The sequence below is a fragment of the Pseudomonas palleroniana genome (genome assembly GCF_022836895.1).
Classification (GTDB): Bacteria; Pseudomonadota; Gammaproteobacteria; order Pseudomonadales; family Pseudomonadaceae; genus Aquipseudomonas; species Aquipseudomonas palleroniana.
In genome coordinates this window covers 594043-609627 of the sequence record NZ_CP092411.1, presented here as the reverse complement: position 1 = coordinate 609627, position 15585 = coordinate 594043, and the positions used below count along the sequence as shown (strand labels likewise).

Annotated in this window: 12 protein-coding genes and 1 pseudogene; 8 read left to right on the top strand and 5 right to left on the bottom strand. The window is 61.4% G+C overall.

What is annotated here, in order from left to right; all coding sequences use genetic code 11:
• Nucleotides 1-36: 36 nt before the first annotated feature.
• The gene (locus MJP36_RS02595) at nucleotides 37-1077 is read left to right on the top strand and encodes a histone deacetylase family protein (RefSeq protein ID WP_244384829.1); all 1041 of its coding nucleotides are present in this window, start codon (nucleotides 37-39) and stop codon (nucleotides 1075-1077) included.
• Nucleotides 1074-2165, top strand: coding sequence for a polyamine ABC transporter substrate-binding protein (locus MJP36_RS02590; protein WP_244384821.1), 1092 nt, complete (start codon nucleotides 1074-1076; stop codon nucleotides 2163-2165). The genes MJP36_RS02595 and MJP36_RS02590 overlap by 4 nt, the downstream gene beginning before the upstream one ends.
• Nucleotides 2166-2215: 50 nt before the next feature.
• On the opposite strand, the gene MJP36_RS02585 is transcribed toward MJP36_RS02590, so the two are convergent.
• Both MJP36_RS02585 and pdxR read right to left on the bottom strand, forming a co-directional pair.
• Nucleotides 2216-4486, bottom strand: a complete 2271-nt coding sequence (locus MJP36_RS02585; protein ID WP_244384819.1) for a hypothetical protein — start codon at nucleotides 4484-4486, stop codon at nucleotides 2216-2218.
• Nucleotides 4487-4560: 74 nt separating this feature from the next.
• Nucleotides 4561-6101 (bottom strand): annotated as a pseudogene (pdxR, locus tag MJP36_RS02580) (MocR-like pyridoxine biosynthesis transcription factor PdxR).
• Nucleotides 6102-6188: 87 nt separating this feature from the next.
• Here pdxR and MJP36_RS02575 point away from each other — a divergent pair.
• From MJP36_RS02575 to MJP36_RS02565, 3 genes are read left to right on the top strand one after another with little or no spacing between them, the layout of a single operon-like run.
• Nucleotides 6189-6827 (top strand): FMN-binding negative transcriptional regulator, encoded by a 639-nt coding sequence (locus MJP36_RS02575; RefSeq protein WP_126870611.1) that lies wholly within the window; start codon nucleotides 6189-6191, stop codon nucleotides 6825-6827.
• Nucleotides 6824-7270 (top strand): GNAT family N-acetyltransferase, encoded by a 447-nt coding sequence (locus tag MJP36_RS02570; protein ID WP_060756627.1) that lies wholly within the window; start codon nucleotides 6824-6826, stop codon nucleotides 7268-7270. Before MJP36_RS02575 ends, MJP36_RS02570 begins: the two co-directional genes overlap by 4 nt.
• Nucleotides 7271-7280: 10 nt before the next feature.
• Nucleotides 7281-7952, top strand: coding sequence for a GNAT family N-acetyltransferase (locus MJP36_RS02565; protein WP_244384817.1), 672 nt, complete (start codon nucleotides 7281-7283; stop codon nucleotides 7950-7952).
• A gap of 71 nt (nucleotides 7953-8023) precedes the next feature.
• Here MJP36_RS02565 and MJP36_RS02560 read toward each other — a convergent pair whose 3' ends face one another.
• Nucleotides 8024-8920: a homocysteine S-methyltransferase family protein gene (locus MJP36_RS02560; protein WP_244384813.1), complete on the bottom strand. Its 897-nt coding sequence runs from the start codon at nucleotides 8918-8920 to the stop codon at nucleotides 8024-8026.
• 112 nt (nucleotides 8921-9032) lie between these two features.
• Here MJP36_RS02560 and MJP36_RS02555 point away from each other — a divergent pair, with 112 nt between their 5' ends.
• The 3 genes from MJP36_RS02555 to MJP36_RS02545 all read left to right on the top strand — a co-directional run bounded on the left by MJP36_RS02555 (nucleotide 9033) and on the right by MJP36_RS02545 (nucleotide 12120).
• The gene (locus MJP36_RS02555) at nucleotides 9033-9854 is read left to right on the top strand and encodes an ABC transporter substrate-binding protein (RefSeq protein WP_198761043.1); all 822 of its coding nucleotides are present in this window, start codon (nucleotides 9033-9035) and stop codon (nucleotides 9852-9854) included.
• A gap of 32 nt (nucleotides 9855-9886) precedes the next feature.
• Nucleotides 9887-10654, top strand: coding sequence for an amino acid ABC transporter permease (locus MJP36_RS02550; protein WP_161548620.1), 768 nt, complete (start codon nucleotides 9887-9889; stop codon nucleotides 10652-10654).
• A 155-nt stretch (nucleotides 10655-10809) separates the two neighbouring features.
• Entirely contained in the window at nucleotides 10810-12120 is a 1311-nt protein-coding gene (locus tag MJP36_RS02545; protein ID WP_244384810.1) for an autotransporter outer membrane beta-barrel domain-containing protein, read from the top strand.
• A gap of 80 nt (nucleotides 12121-12200) precedes the next feature.
• On the opposite strand, the gene oadA is transcribed toward MJP36_RS02545, so the two are convergent.
• Entirely contained in the window at nucleotides 12201-14009 is a 1809-nt protein-coding gene (gene oadA, locus MJP36_RS02540; RefSeq protein ID WP_244384809.1) for a sodium-extruding oxaloacetate decarboxylase subunit alpha, read from the bottom strand.
• A gap of 11 nt (nucleotides 14010-14020) precedes the next feature.
• Nucleotides 14021-15436 carry an acetyl-CoA carboxylase biotin carboxylase subunit gene (locus tag MJP36_RS02535; protein WP_060756621.1) on the bottom strand — a complete coding sequence of 472 codons (1416 nt, stop codon included), beginning with the start codon at nucleotides 15434-15436 and terminating at the stop codon, nucleotides 14021-14023.
• Nucleotides 15437-15585 lie beyond the last annotated feature (149 nt).

Sequence of the window (15585 nt, the reverse complement as noted above, 5' to 3'; positions counted from 1 at the left end):
ACTTGAAGGCACAACAACACGCCTGCGGGAGCCCCCATGCTGACGATCTATTCAGACGATCACCATCTACACCACGGACGCTGCGAATTGATGGATGGGCAATTGATGCCCTGCTTCGAAATGCCGTCGCGCGCCGACCATGTGCTGCAACGGGTCAAGGACCGTGACCTGGGACCGGTGCAGGCACCACAGGACTTCGGCCTGGCCCCGCTGCAACGCATCCACAGCCGCGACTATCTGGATTTTTTCAAAAACGCCTGGGCCCGCTGGACCGAATACGGCCAGGACGGCGACCTGCTGCCCTACACCTGGCCTGCCCGCACCCTGCGCCGGGTGTTGCCCACCAGCTTGCACGGCCAACTGGGCTACTACAGCTTCGACGGCGGTGCGCCGATTACCGCCGGTACCTGGCAAGCCGCCTACAGCGCGGCACAGGTAGCGCTCACCGCGCAGCAGGCGATCCAGCAAGGCGCCCACAGTGCCTTTGCCCTGTGCCGCCCACCCGGGCATCACGCCGCCAGTGATTTGATGGGCGGTTATTGCTACCTGAACAACGCCGCCATCGCAGCCCAGGCGTTCCTCGACCAGGGCCATGCAAAAGTCGCGATCATCGACGTGGATTACCACCACGGCAACGGCACCCAGTCGATTTTCTATGACCGCAGCGATGTGCTCTTCACCTCCATCCACGGCCACCCGGAGGCTGAGTTCCCGTTTTTCCTGGGGTATGCCGATGAGCTGGGAGAAGGGCCTGGCGAGGGCTTCAACTTCAACTACCCGCTGCCGGCCGGCTCCGGCTGGGACACCTGGAGCGCCGCGCTCGAAGCGGCGTGCCAGGAGACCGAGCGCTTTGATGCCGACGTCATTGTGGTGTCCCTGGGAGTGGACACGTTCAAAGACGACCCTATCTCGCAATTCAAACTCGACAGCCCGGATTACCTGGCGATGGGCCGGCGCATCGCGCGTCTTGGCAGGCCCACGCTGTTCGTGATGGAAGGCGGCTACGCCGTCGCAGAAATCGGTATCAACGCCGTCAACGTCCTCGAAGGTTTCGAACAAGCAGGAGCCGCCCAATGAAGATGCTCACCACCCTGGCCCTGTGCGCCGCCGTATTGAGCGGCGCGACGCAGGCCGAAGAAAAACCCCTCAAGGTCTACAACTGGTTCGACTACATCACGCCCAAGGCCCTTGAGGACTTCAAGGCACAAAACCCTCAGATCAAACTGGTGTACGACATCTTCGACACCAACGAAGCCCTGGAAGCCAAGCTGCTCACCGGCAACTCCGGGTATGACGTGGTGGTGCCGTCCAACGTGTTCCTGGCCAAGCAGATCGAAGCGGGCGTCTTCCAGCCCCTGGATCGCAGCCAGCTTCCCAACTGGAACCACCTCGACCCCAAGCTGATGAAGCTGATCGAAGCCAACGACCCCGGCAATAAATTCGCCGTGCCCTACATGTACGGCACCATCCTGATCGGCTTCAACCCAGACAAGGTCAGGGCGGCACTGGGGCCCGATGCACCGGTGGACAGTTGGGACCTGATCTTCAAGGAAGAAAACATCAGCAAGCTCAAGCAATGCGGCGTCGCCTTCCTGGATTCACCGTCGGAAATCCTGCCGCTGGCCCTGCAGCACCTCGGCCTGGACCCCAACAGCAGCAACCCCAAGGATTACGACAAGGCACAAGCCCTGTTGATGAAAATCCGTCCGTACATCACCTACTTCCACTCCTCCAAGTACATGGCCGATATCGCCAACGGCGACCTTTGCGTGGCCGTGGGTTACTCGGGCAGTTTTTCTCAGGCCGCCAACCGCGCCAAGGAAGCCAAGAACGGCGTCACCGTGGACATGCGCCTGCCCAAAGAAGGCGCACCGATCTGGTTCGACATGCTCGCCATTCCCAAAGGCGCGCAGAACCCGCAAGACGCCTACACCTTCATCAACTACTTGCTGCAACCCCAGGTGATTGCGCCGATCAGTGATTTCGTCGGCTACCCCAACCCGAACAAGGACGCGACCGAACACGTCGACCCAGCCATTCGCAACAACCCCAACCTGTACCCGACCGAGGCGGCCATGGCAACGCTCTACACCTTGAAACCCCTGGCGCGTGATGCCGAGCGCGCCAGGACGCGCGCCTGGACCAAGATCAAATCCGGTACTTGATCACGCAGTGGCAAGGCCCACCGGAGCGAGGTCGCTCGCTCCGGTGCGTGTTACATCACATCCAGAAAAATACGCCGCCCGGAGGGCGTGCCGATCGGCCCACGGTAGACCTGCGAGTGGCGCCCGGCGCTGCGTTCGGCCTGTTCAAAGACGCGGCCCATTCTGCGCTGCGCGGCTAATTTCAGGTGCGCCTTGGAGGGCTGGTCTGGCGGTGTGTGCAGCAAGGGGTAATGAAAGTGCGCGTACCACAGGGGCCGATAGCCGCCCATCACGTCCAGTACTTCGTATTCCTGCAGATAGTCCACCGTGCCGTCGATGGTTTCCGGCACCCGGCCATTGATCCGGCGGATACAAATCGCACGTTGCCCCAGCAGGTATTCCACATCGCCAACGGTTGGGGTCTGGCTGGTGCGGGTCATGTCGATGCGCAGGCGATGACCTTTGTTGAGCAACTGAAGGGCAGTGGCCCGCAATTGGCTGATCAAGGCAACGCAGTCCTCATTGCTGCGGCTTTGGGTGAATTGCGCAAGCACGCGGGCAGCGTCGTCCAACCCACGCGCCAGCTGCTCGAACTGCTCCTCTGCGGCAACCGGTGGCGTGCCGGGGCGCAGGGTTTCGGCCCCAGCCTGGTTGGCCCGGGCCAGTGAGGCTTGGCCTGCATCGAATGCTTTACGCCCACGCACACTCAGCCCTCGCACATCACGCTTGAGCCGCGGCACCCGGCGGATGTCCCACTGACCTTGGTCATTACTGATGATGTCGGGCCCCAGGGTTACGGGCTTTTGCGGCCGATCGACCACCTGGTAGACCGGGCTGTTGATATTAAAGACAGGGCTGATGCGAATGTGCGACAGCACGTAGAAGTGGTTCTCGTCCTTGTTGTAGACGAGCCCGTTATCGAAGAGGTGCAGACCTTTATGGACCCCCTCATGAATCATCTCGCCTACCTTTGACGGGTGTGCTATCGCCGCCAATTGATGCTGCTGGACTGCCGAAAGCACCTGCCGTGCCCCCGCCCACGCCGCATCCAGCCGCTTGACGCGCGGGTGTGGCGACGCAGGTTCCTGGCCTTGTGGCCTGGCGGGATAAACCAGTAGCAGGGCCACCTGCCGCATCCAGCGAACGCCGTCGCGCCAGGGTACTTGAGCATTTTGCGTAACCTGCGTCTTGAAGGGGCTTGCGAGCAGCATCTTGCGGGTCAAGAACATTTCAGCGAAAGGCTGGGACAACACCGCGCCAGATGCAGGGGCAGTCATCACTTGTTGGAAGACCTGTGCCAACCACGGCCGAAACACCAACCAGGGGCCGACCTCATCGCTCCCAGCACCGATCAGGTAGCCTGACTCATCCGCCAACCGCCTGAACACCATCGGCTCGCCCTGCACGTGACGATGGGTCGCGTAAGTTCTCACGGCTGCGCGAAGCCGGTAATAACCCTCGAGCGTAACCCCCGCCAGACCTTGAAGACTGTATTCCAACGCCACCTTGCAGAGGTCCATGGCCATTTCCCGAGCGAAGCAGGCTTGGTGCGCGGCGTCGTCCTCCGGCAGGTCGTCGAGCTGGGTGCGGACGCAATATTTCTGATAGGCCCAGGCGGCTCTCACCAACAGCCTGCTGTAAGCCAATCGCCCCGTGCGCGAGGCTTCTTTCAGCCAGGACGGTAACGATTCACGCAGCCCCTGCGGCTCGGGGTCCTGCTCGAAGAAATCACGGAACCGGGTCGCCCAGGCCAGTTGTCGATCCAGAGGCTCAAGGCGCGGGCTTTCACTGAGGTCAATCGCATCGATACGTTGCAACGCCGCTTCCAGCCCACACAGCGCCCAGCCCTCGAAGACGTCATGCTCAAGCCGCTCAGCGTCTACCAACACCTCGGCCTGCTGAGCAGACGTAAAAACCTCAAGGCCATGTCTCACGGAGTAGATCAGCGTTGTACCGGCCCCCACGATCGCCAATGCGAGGTCGTTGTGCCGTTGAACGCCATAGGCCTCAATCGTGGAGGTCCGCTCGCCGCTGTCGGGAAACGCGAGCACAGCCTGGAGCAGCCTGCGGATGACGGGATCTGCCTGCTTGCGCAGAACCTTACGCAGCCGCTGTGCAAGCATCTGCGATAACTCGCGCCAGCGAGTTTCCGACGCCGGGCCGGGCGCGCAGAAGAACTCGATCAACTGCTCGGCGTAATACTCAAGCACCGCCTCCGGGTCGGCATCGAGCTGGGCCTGAGTAATGCCTAAAGTGCCAAGGGTGGGGCGTAAAGCGAACAACTGGCTGGTGCGCAACTGCAGCGCATCGACAACGGGGGGTGGGGAAAGTGGGTCGGGCATGATCGTCTACCTAGAGCAAAGACACAGGAAGCCCTCACGGTATTGGCCTCTTCACCCGGCCAGACGGTAGTTAATTATCCGGACTGCCATGCGGCGCGCAGACGCTTGAGCGCGAGTGCAATTTCTACCTCCGGCACGGCGGCAAACCCCATCACCAGGCCAGCGCGCTGGTCAACCGGCGTGCTTGATTGGGGCAGCCAGTAACTGCTCAGGCCGTTGACTTCCACCCCCACCTCACGGGCCTGGGCGAGCAGTTGCTGTTCGCGCGCCAATGTCTCCACCCGCACGGTCAGGTGCAGCCCAGCGGCCACGCTGGGCAGTTCGCCGATACCCCCCCAACCCGTCCGGCCAACCCGCGAGCAACGCGTTGCGCCGGCTCAAGGCAGCCCGGCGCATACGGCGGATATGCCGCTGGAAGTGCCCGGCCGCCATGAATTCGGCCATCACCGCCTGGGTGCTGACTTCCGAGTGGCGCATGTCGACGACGGCGCCGGGAGAAGGCGTCCACCAGCCCCGGCGGTAATACCAGATAACCCAGGCGCAGGGCCGGGAACGCTACTTTGCCGAACGTGCCGACATACAGCACCCGCCCACTGCGAGCCAGGGCCGCCAATGGCGACAAGGGCGCGCCGCTGTAGCGGTACTCGCCATCGTAGTCGTCCTCGATGATCCAGCCGCCCGTACGCTCGGCCCAGGCCAGCAGTTCCAGGCGTCGGGCCAGGCTCATCACCACACCCAGCGGGTATTGATGGGAGGGCGTGACATAAGCCACGCGGCAATCGGCAAGGGTATTGAGTACCTGGCAGTCGATACCCTCGTTGTCCACCGGTACTCCGTGCAGTCGCCCACCGGCCAGGGCGAACGCATGGCCGGCAGCACGATAACCGGGGTTTTCCACTGCCACTGCATCGCCAGGCTCTACCAGCAACTGTGCACAAAGGCTGATTGCCTGCTGCGCGCCGCTGGTGATCACTATTTGTTCAGCCGTGCATTGCAAGCCACGTGAGCTGCGCAGGTAAGCGGCAATCAACCCGCGCAAGCGAGCATCGCCAGCCGGGTCCCCGTAACAGAGTTGCTCCAGATCCGGCTTGCGCCAGAACGCCCCATTCAGCTTGGCCCACACCTCGAACGGGAACAGATCGAACGCCGGTACGCCCACGCGAAATGCCCGTGGCGGACCCGACGGAGGCTGAGACAGGTGGTTGGTTTTTATCCGCTCGACACCGGCACTGTGGATAACTTCGTCATCCAGATTTTCCGGCAAATTCGCCGCGTTTGTGGATAAGGTTGGGGATAAGCCTGTTGAAAACCCTGTGGACAGTTTTGTGGATAGTTTTTTTGCGGTGGGCAGTTGGGCTACATAGGTGCCATCACCGACCCGGCTCTCGATAAAGCCCTCGGCGTAGAGCTGGTCGTAAGCGCGCACCACGCTGTTGCGCGAAATCGACAACGCCGCCGCCAAATCACGGCTAGCCGGCAAGCGCGTGCCGCTGACCAGCCGCCCGTCCAGCACCCGCTGGCGCAAGGCGTCATACAGCTGGCGAGTCAGACCTTGGCAGCGATCCAGCTCGATTCCGGCGGGGTTGAATGACATCGGCGGCAAAACAGGCGGCATATTGGACCTATGAAATTGACCCTAGATGGCTCTTACAACGAACCAATAGCCTGCCTAGGATGCAGGCATTCGCCAAGGAAAATCTCCATGTACACACCGCGTGCCTTTGCCCTCGATGACCTGCCCGAAATCCAGCAACTGATCCAGCACACCCGCTTGGCGCAGTTGGTAACCTTTGGCGAACAGGGCCTGCAAGCCAGCCACCTGCCGCTGTTGCTCAACCCCGATGAAGGCCCCAACGGCACGCTTTATGGGCACCTGGCCAAGGCCAACCCACAGTGGCAAGCGCTGCAAAATGGCAGCGACGCCCTGGTGATCTTTGCCGGCGCCGAAGCCTACATCAGCCCGGCCTTTTATCCGGCCAAGGCCGAGCACGGCAAAGTGGTGCCCACCTGGAACTACATCGCCGTGCACGCTTACGGCAAGGCCGAGGTGTTCACCGACGCCGCACGCTTGCTCAAGCTGGTCAGTGCGCTCACCGACCGTCATGAAGGCAATCGCAGCCAACCGTGGAAAGTCAGCGACGCCCCGGCCGACTACATTGACGGCATGCTCAGGGCCATCGTCGGCTTTGCCCTGCCGATCGACCGCCTGATCGGCAAGCGCAAACTCAGCCAGAACCGCAGCGCGGCCGACGTTGCCGGCGTTCGCGAAGGCCTGGCCGCAAGCCCTGACGTGCGTGACCAGACCCTCGCGCGCTTTATTCCCCAAGGAGTTTCAGAATGAACCCGACCGACATCCGCCAGGTGACTGCTGCCGACCACGCCGCCTGGCTGCCGTTGTGGCAAGCGTATTTGCAGTTCTACAACACTGAACTGCCGGACGCGGTGAGCCAAAGCACCTGGCAGCGTTTGCTCGACGCCAATGAGCCGACCCATTCGGCGCTGGCCTGGCAGGACGGCAAGGCGGTGGGTATGGTCAACTTCATCTACCATCGCTCCAACTGGAGCATTGAAAACTCCTGCTACCTGCAGGACTTGCTGGTGGACCCCGCTCAACGCGGCACCGGCGTCGGTCGTCAGTTGATCGAATTCGTCTACACCACCGCCAAGGCCGATGGTTGCTGCAAGGTCCATTGGCTGACCCACGAAACCAACGCCACGGCGATCCAGCTGTATGAACGCATCGCCGAACGCCCGGGTTTCATTCAATTTCGCAAAGGCCTTTAAGGAGCGCAGCATGTGCATTTCCCCCGCCGACTGGAAAGACGTCCCGGCGCCTACCGTGCAACGGCTTGAAGGACGCTTTATACGCCTGGAAAAACTCGACCCGGCGCGCCATGCCGACGATCTGTTCCAAGCGCTTCAAGGCCCCGGTGCCGACCCGAAACTGTGGGACTACCTGCCTTACGGCCCTTTCCCTGAGCGCAGCGCCTTCAATGACTGGTTGAATAATCACGCAGCTCACAGCGACCCGTATTTTTTCAGCGTGATCGACCGCGCCAGCGGTCAGGTCCAAGGCATCCTCAGCCTGATGTCCATTGTCCCGGCCCAAGGCCGTATCGAGATCGGCCACGTCACCTTCGGGGCGCCGATGCAGCGCTCACCGAAAAGCACCGAAGCGGTATACCTGCTGGCCAGGTATGCCTTCGAACAGGGCTACCGCCGCCTGGAATGGAAGTGCAACAACGCCAACGCCCGCTCCAAATACGCGGCCGAGCGTCTGGGGTTCAGCTTTGAAGGCGTGTTCCGCCAGCACATGGTGGTCAAGGGGCAGAACCGGGACACCGCGTGGTATTCCATCATCGACGCGGAGTGGGCGGCAATTGGCGCAGGCTTTGAGGCATGGTTATCAGAAGCCAATCAGACAGGATCAGGCCAGTTGAAAACCCTGGCGCAGTGCCGGGCCTGACCTTCCTGGACGACGCATGATGCCTGTGGCAGGGAGTTTGTTCCCTGCCACATTGCAATTGCATCGGCCAACTACCCCAGCTTCTGGGCCAGCACCGCAATATGCTCAGGCCCGATCCCGCAGCAACCGCCCAGATGGCTGGCACCGCGCGCCTGCCAATCAGCGGCCCAGTGCAGGTAGCCAGGTGGGTCGAGGTCGTCGCGCAACGGGTCGAGGCCATCGTTGGCCGTGGCTTCCTTGGGCTGCGGAGGGAAGGCATTGGCGTAGGCACCGATCTGGATCGCTACGCCCAGTCGCTCGAAGGTCTGGCGCGCAGCATCAATCGCCGCGCCGATCACTTCCGGCTGGCTGCAGTTGAACAACAGCACCTGCACGCCCAACTGCGCAGCCGCCTCGGCCGCGTCCGCCACCGGCTCGCCGGAGCGCAGCCGTGGTACTTCGTCGGTGTCTTCGTCCTTCAAGGTAAACGACAGCCAGAACGGCTTGCCATCCTGAGGCAGACCGGCCTTGATCGCCCGCGCTTCGACAATCGAGCTTTGGGTTTCCGCCAGCCACAGGTCAACGTGAGGCGCCAGGCCTTGCACCAGCGGTGTGAGTAGCTCGGATACACGCTGCGCTTCAAATAAATCCGGACGATATGAGCCAAACAACGGCGGCAACGAACCGGCCACCCGTACATGTTTACCCGAGGCCGTTACCGCCCGCCGCGCCAACTCACCCGCCAGGGCCGCCAGTGCCTGGCCTTGCGCCGCAAACTGCTGCTCACCAATATGAAACGGCACCACCGCATAGCTATTGCTGGTGATCACGTTCGCGCCACTGTCGATATAAGCCGCATGCACCGCCTCCACCGCCTGCGGCGCCTCGCTCAACGCCAAAGCCGACCACTCCGGCTGACGGAACGGCGCGCCACGGCGTTGCAGTTCACGGCCCATGCCACCATCGAGAATCACTGTTTCTGCGCCCATATGCTTTTTACTCATAAGCTTATGAAAATAACTCACTATGAGAGTCGTTTTTATAACTATTTAATACGCTGAATTCGCTGCATCACAACTCTTTTTTCTAAAGGTGTCATTCGTGAAACTTAAACCCCTGTTGGCCTTGGGCCTGCTGACACTGGCGACTTGCACCCAAGCCTTCGGTGGCGCCACGCTGGATCGCATCGAGCAGAAAAAAGAGCTGGTGGGCGTGCTGATGGAAAGTTACCCGCCATTTTCGTTCCTCAACGACCAGAACCAGCTGAGTGGCTTCGACGTTGACGTGGCAAAGGCTGTGGCACAGAAACTGGGCGTGAAGCTGCGCCTGGAAACGCCCTCATGGGACGTGATCGCCGCCGGCCGCTGGAGCGGGCGCTACGACATTTGCATCTGCTCGATGACCCCGAGCAAAGCCCGCGCCGAAGTGTTTGATTTCCCGGTGGAGTACTACGCCTCGCCGGCAGTGATCGTGGTCAATGCCAAGGACGAGCGCATCCACACGGCCAAGGATCTGAGCGGCAAGAAAGTCGGCCTTACCAGCGCCTCCAGTTACGAAAGCTACCTGAACAAGAACCTGGTGATCGAAGGCGCCGAAGACACGCCATTGCAGTACCCGTTCGAGAACGTGCAGATCGCCCCGTACGACACCGACAACGTCGCCTTCCAGGACCTCGGCCTGGGCGCCGGCGTGCGCCTGGACGCCATCCTCACCAACCTGGTTACCGCCCAGCCGCGCCTGACCGAAGACAAGCGCTTCAAGCTGGCCGGCGAGCCGCTGTACTCGGAGCCCAACTCGGTCGCCATCGAGAAAGGCGACGCGGCGTGGGACAGCAAGGTGCGTGAGGTCTTTGCCCAGCTCAAACAGGACGGCACCTTGAGCGCGCTGTCGCAAAAATGGATTGGCGCCGATATCAGCCGATGACACCGTCCAGACCACCCTTGCTGCAGCGCCTGCTGGGCTTTCGCACACGGCTGTACCTTACTTGGGCGGCGCTGTTCGCCCTGTTTGCCAGCTTCTTCCTGAGCTTTGACCTGAAGTTCTCGATCATCCTCGACAAGTTGCCCAACCTGGTCGGCCTGCACTTGGCGCCCAACGGCTTCCTGCAAGGCGCCGCATTGACGCTCTTCCTGTGCCTGTGCTCAATGCTGGCGTCATCGGTGTTGGGCTTTATCACCGCTCTGGGGCGCCTGTCGAAAAGTGCCGTGGCGTTTGGCATTGCCAGTTTTTACGCCTCGTTCTTTCGCGGTACGCCACTGCTTATCCAGATCCTGCTGATCTACCTGGGCCTGCCACAACTGGGCCTGGTGCCGGGCGCGATCGTCGCCGGCATCATCGCGCTGTCGCTGAATTATGGCGCCTACCTGAGCGAGATTTTCCGCGCCGGGATCCTGGGCGTACCTCATGGCCAACGCGAAGCCGCCCTGGCCCTGGGTATGCGCGACAGTGCGATCTTCTGGCACGTCACCCTGCCCCAGGCCATGCGCACCATTGTTCCGCCCGCCACCAACCAGTTCATCTCAATGCTCAAGGACTCGTCCCTGATCTCGGTGATGGGCGTGTGGGAAGTGATGTTCCTGGCGCAGTCCTACGGTCGTTCAAGCTATCGCTATATCGAGATGCTCACCACGGCGGCGATCATCTACTGGGTGATGTCGCTGGCGCTGGAACTGATCCAGGCCCGTATGGAGCGGCACTACGGTAAGGGTTATGCCAAGCGATGAAAGCCAAAAGGGACACCGCGGCCTGCCGCCTGGGCGCAATTTTAATCGCAGCAGACTAGAGACATCTCCCGCAAACGAGGGGTAGCCGGCCTGACAGTTATCCCTTCTGCCCCCCGCTAAATTCCACCGCCTCATACATGAAGAGGTGGGTTTAGATGACGTTTATACACAAGCAATTCGCACTCGCTATCACCCTGCTGCTGGGAGCCACCAGCGCTCACTGCGCTCAGGCACGTGGCGATATGGAGCCAGACAGCGAGTGGTTTGCGCCAGCCGCGCAGAGCAGCGAAAAAGCGCATGTCGGCCCGGTGGAGCCTGCGCCTGAAGAGTTTTATTTTGCCGACCATGCCGGCAGCCGTAACGGCCTGAGCGTCGCCCGCGTGCTGGACTCCGCAGTCGACGCACTGCTGGCATCGGACGCATTGAGCGAATGGGAAAAGCACCAACTCGAGGAGTACGGCCATTACCTGGGCAGCCTGGCGCCGGGCCGGTTAGCCGCCACACTTGAACAATTGGCCGGCAGCCAGAACGCCAATCTGGGCACCGCGACTCAAAACAGCCTGCAGCCCCTGACCGCCAACCTGTTGTCGGCAATACGGCAGTTGGATAATGACACCCGCGAGACGGGGCGCTTTTGGCTCCAGGGCCTGGGAAGCGGCGGCCGGCTCAATGCCCAACACGGTAGCGCCGGCTTGAGTCAAAGCACCCAAGGCGTGCTGCTGGGTGCCGACTGGTCACTCGACCACGCATGGCGGATCGGTGTAGTGGGTGGCAAGTCGGGCAGCGACCTGAGCACCAAGGGTTTCCAGGGTGAGTTGGACAGTTGGCACCTGGGTGGATATGCCGTGCGCCGAGACGGCCCGTTCGCCTTACGCCTGGGCGCGCTCTACAGCCGGCATACCGGGCAAAACAAACGCGCGGTGGATTTTGACTTCGTCGGCTACCGCGAGTCCCTCACCGGCAAGTACACCGCTCAGAGCCAAAACGCTTTCGCAGAGCTTGGCTATCAACTGGACACTGGCGGCCTACGTGCCGAGCCCTTCGCCGGCATCGGCTTGCAGCGCTACCAACGTGAGCGCTTCCAGGAAAAAGGCGGCTATAGCGCGCTGAACGTCGGCACACAGACCCAGCAAAACCTCAGCAGCACCGTCGGCCTGCGCTTGAGTCATGACTTTGCACTGGGTAACCGAATCGCCCTCAAACCGCACCTGAGCACCCACTGGAAACATCTGTATGGCAACGTCGACAGCCGCGTGCGCCAGTCCTTCGCCCAGGAAAAACGCGACGATTTCAACAGTGAATTCACCATCGTCGGCACCTCCCTGGACCGTGACAGCCTGGCATTGCGTACCGGTGTGGACATGACGCTGTCGGCCGAACATAGCGTAGGCCTGGCCTATACCGCCGAGGTTGGCAGCCGCAGTCGCAACCACGGCTTGATGGGGCAGTGGGCGATGACGTTCTAAGGCCGGACCGCCCGAGCGCCAGGCAAAAAAAGGGGGCACATGCCCCCCGAGGTTTAAGCGGTAGTGTCGAAGGCTGTGGATCAGCCTTCGACTTCGATCAGGATTTCACCCGGGTTGACCCGGTCGCCCTTAGCCACATGCACCGCAGTGACCTTGCCGGCAATGGCGGCCTGCACTTCGGTTTCCATCTTCATGGCTTCGGTGATCAGCACGGCCTGGCCGGCCTTGACCACGTCGCCTTCCTTGACCAGCACATCAACAATATTGCCCGGCATTGCCGTGCTCACATGGCCCGGCGCGCTGGCGTGCTTGCGCTTGCTGCCGCCGCTGCTGACAAACTCGTTGAGCGGTTCGAACACCACTTCTTCCGGCATGCCATCAATGGACAGGTAGAAATGCCGTTTGCCTTCGGCCTTCACACCAACACCGGTGATATCCACGCGGTAGCTTTCGCCGTGCACGTCGATGACGAACTCGGTCGGTACACCTTCGCCACCGGCGCGGGCCACGCCGCCGGCTTCTGGGATCGGCAACAAGACTTCCGGCGCCAGGGTGCCGGCCTCGCGTTCTTCGAGGAACTTGCGGCCGATGTCCGGGAACATGGCGTAGGTCAGCACGTCTTCTTCGGACTTGGCCAATGCGCCGATCTCGCCGCGCAGCTTGGTCATTTCCGGCTTGAGCAGGTCGGCCGGGCGCACGTCTATCACGTCTTCACTACCGATGGCCTGGCGACGCAACTTCTCGTTCACCGTGCCTGGCGCCTTGCCGTAGCCACCCTGCAGGTACAGCTTCACTTCGTTAGTGATGGTCTTGTAGCGTTCACCGGCCAACACGTTGAAAAACGCCTGGGTACCGACGATCTGCGAGGTCGGCGTGACCAGCGGCGGGAAACCCAGGTCTTCGCGCACACGCGGGATTTCAGCCAGTACTTCGCCCATGCGGTTGAGGGCGCCCTGCTCCTTCAACTGGTTGGCCAGGTTGGAAATCATCCCGCCCGGTACCTGGTTGACTTGCACGCGGGTGTCGACCGCAGTGAATTCGCTTTCGAACTGGTGGTACTTCTTGCGCACGGCGTAGAAGTACAGACCGATTTCCTGCAGCAGCTCCAGGTCGAGGCCGGTGTCGAACTCGCTGCCTTTAAGGGCCGCGACCATCGATTCGGTGCCCGGATGGCTGGTGCCCCAGGCGAAGCTGGAAATCGCGGTATCGATATGATCGGCGCCGTTTTCAATGGCCTTGAGTTGGCACATCGCGGCCAGGCCGGCGGTGTCGTGAGAGTGAATGAACACCGGCAGGCTTTGCTCGGCTTTCAAGGCCTTGACCAGTTCGCCGGTGGCATACGGGGTCAGCAGGCCAGCCATGTCTTTGATCGCGACCGAGTCGCAGCCCATGGATTCCATCTGCTTGGCCTGGGCCACAAACGCGTCGATGGTGTGCACGGGGCTGGTGGTGTAGGCGATCGTGCCCTGGGCATGTTTGCCGGCGGCTTTCACCGCTTCGATGGCCACGCGCAGGTTACGCACATCGTTCATCGCGTCGAAGATGCGGAACACGTCGATGCCATTCACGGCGGCCTTGGCGACAAACGCTTTGACCACGTCGTCGCTGTAGTGGCGGTAGCCCAGCAGGTTCTGGCCACGCAGCAGCATTTGCAGGCGGGTGTTAGGCAACGCGGCGCGCAGTTTGCGCAGGCGCTCCCAGGGGTCTTCTTTCAGGAAACGCACGCAAGCGTCAAAGGTCGCGCCGCCCCAGACTTCCAGGGACCAGTAGCCGACTTTGTCGAGCTTGTCGCAGATCGGCAGCATGTCATCGGTACGCATGCGGGTCGCGAGCAGCGATTGGTGAGCGTCGCGCAGGATGGTGTCGGTTACGAAAATCTTCTTGGTCATTGTTGTATTCCTCACAGGCCTGCGTGGGCGGCGATGGCGGCGGCGATGGCCAGGGCCAGCTCTTCGGGTTTGCGCTTGATCGAGTAGTTGGTCAGCTCAGGGTGGCTTTCCACAAAGCTTGTATTGAACTGGCCGCTGCGGAATTCCGGGTTGCGCAGGATTTCCTGGTAGTAGGCGGCGGTGGTCTTCACACCTTGCAAGCGCATGTCGTCCAGGGCACGCAGGCCACGGTCCATGGCTTCTTCCCAGGTCAATGCCCACACCACCAGTTTCAGGCACATGGAGTCGTAGAACGGCGGAATGGTGTAGCCGGTGTAGATCGCCGTGTCGGTGCGCACGCCGGGGCCGCCGGGCGCGTAGTAACGGGTGATCTTGCCGAAGCTGGGCAGGAAGTTGTTCTTCGGGTCTTCGGCGTTGATACGGAACTGCAACGCGAAACCACGGTGATGGATGTCTTCCTGTTTCACCGACAGCGGCAGGCCCGAGGCGATGCGGATCTGCTCACGGACAATATCGATCCCGGTGATTTCTTCGGTGATGGTGTGTTCCACCTGCACCCGGGTATTCATCTCCATGAAGTACACCTCGCCCTCGGCGAGCAGGAACTCCACGGTACCGGCGTTCTCGTAGCCCACCGCCTTGGCCGCACGTACCGACAGGTCGCCGATGTAGGCGCGCTGTTCCGGTGTCAACTGCGGGCTTGGGGCGATTTCGATGAGCTTCTGGTTACGGCGCTGGATCGAGCAATCGCGCTCGAACAGATGCACCACGTTGCCGAAGCTGTCACCGAGGATCTGCGCCTCGATGTGCTTGGGGTTGACGATGCATTTTTCCAGGAACACTTCCGCCGAACCGAATGCCTTGGTGGCTTCGGAGATGACACGCGGGAAGGCTTGTTCGAGTTCTTCGCGGCTGTTGCAGCGACGGATGCCGCGACCGCCACCACCGGAAGTGGCCTTGAGCATCACCGGGTAACCAATGCGATCGCCTTCGGTAAGGGCTTCATGGATATCGGCGACGTTGCCTTCGGTGCCGGGAGTGACCGGCACACCCGCCTTGATCATGCTGCGGCGCGCTTCGGTCTTATCGCCCATGCGGCGGATGACTTCGGCCGACGGGCCAATGAACTTGATCCCACGTTCGGCGCAGATGTCTGCCAGTTCGGCGTTTTCCGAAAGGAAACCATAGCCCGGGTGCAATGCATCACAGCCGGTTTCCACCGCCAGGTTCACCAGCTTGCGCGGGTTCAGGTAACCGGCCAGGGGCTCGGCACCAATGCTGTGGGCTTCGTCGGCACGCTTGACGTGCAGCGCATGACGGTCGGCATCGGAAAACACCGCAACCGAGCGAATCCCCATCTCGGCGCAGGCTCGCACAATGCGTACGGCGATTTCACCACGGTTGGCGATCAGGATCTTTTTTATCACTTGGAAATTCCCTTGAGCCGATTGCTGCGTTCTTCGACCCGCTAGACCCGGGTCGACGCGTGACCAAATGTTTCAAGCCAGTCGCGTGACACACACTAAGCCGCTCAAGGAATTAACAAAAATCAATAATTATTGGGTCATGCATAAGT

Bases quoted from the DNA above. Each gene is read 5' to 3' on its own strand.
- MJP36_RS02595 (WP_244384829.1), top strand. From the start codon at position 37: ATGCTGACGATCTATTCAGACGATCACCATCTACACCACGGACGCTGC.
- MJP36_RS02590 (WP_244384821.1), top strand. From the start codon at position 1,074: ATGAAGATGCTCACCACCCTGGCCCTGTGCGCCGCCGTATTGAGCGGC.
- MJP36_RS02585 (WP_244384819.1), bottom strand. From the start codon at position 4,486: ATGCCCGACCCACTTTCCCCACCCCCCGTTGTCGATGCGCTGCAGTTG.
- MJP36_RS02575 (WP_126870611.1), top strand. From the start codon at position 6,189: ATGTACACACCGCGTGCCTTTGCCCTCGATGACCTGCCCGAAATCCAG.
- MJP36_RS02570 (WP_060756627.1), top strand. From the start codon at position 6,824: ATGAACCCGACCGACATCCGCCAGGTGACTGCTGCCGACCACGCCGCC.
- MJP36_RS02565 (WP_244384817.1), top strand. From the start codon at position 7,281: ATGTGCATTTCCCCCGCCGACTGGAAAGACGTCCCGGCGCCTACCGTG.
- MJP36_RS02560 (WP_244384813.1), bottom strand. From the start codon at position 8,920: ATGGGCGCAGAAACAGTGATTCTCGATGGTGGCATGGGCCGTGAACTG.
- MJP36_RS02545 (WP_244384810.1), top strand. From the start codon at position 10,810: ATGACGTTTATACACAAGCAATTCGCACTCGCTATCACCCTGCTGCTG.
- oadA (WP_244384809.1), bottom strand. From the start codon at position 14,009: ATGACCAAGAAGATTTTCGTAACCGACACCATCCTGCGCGACGCTCAC.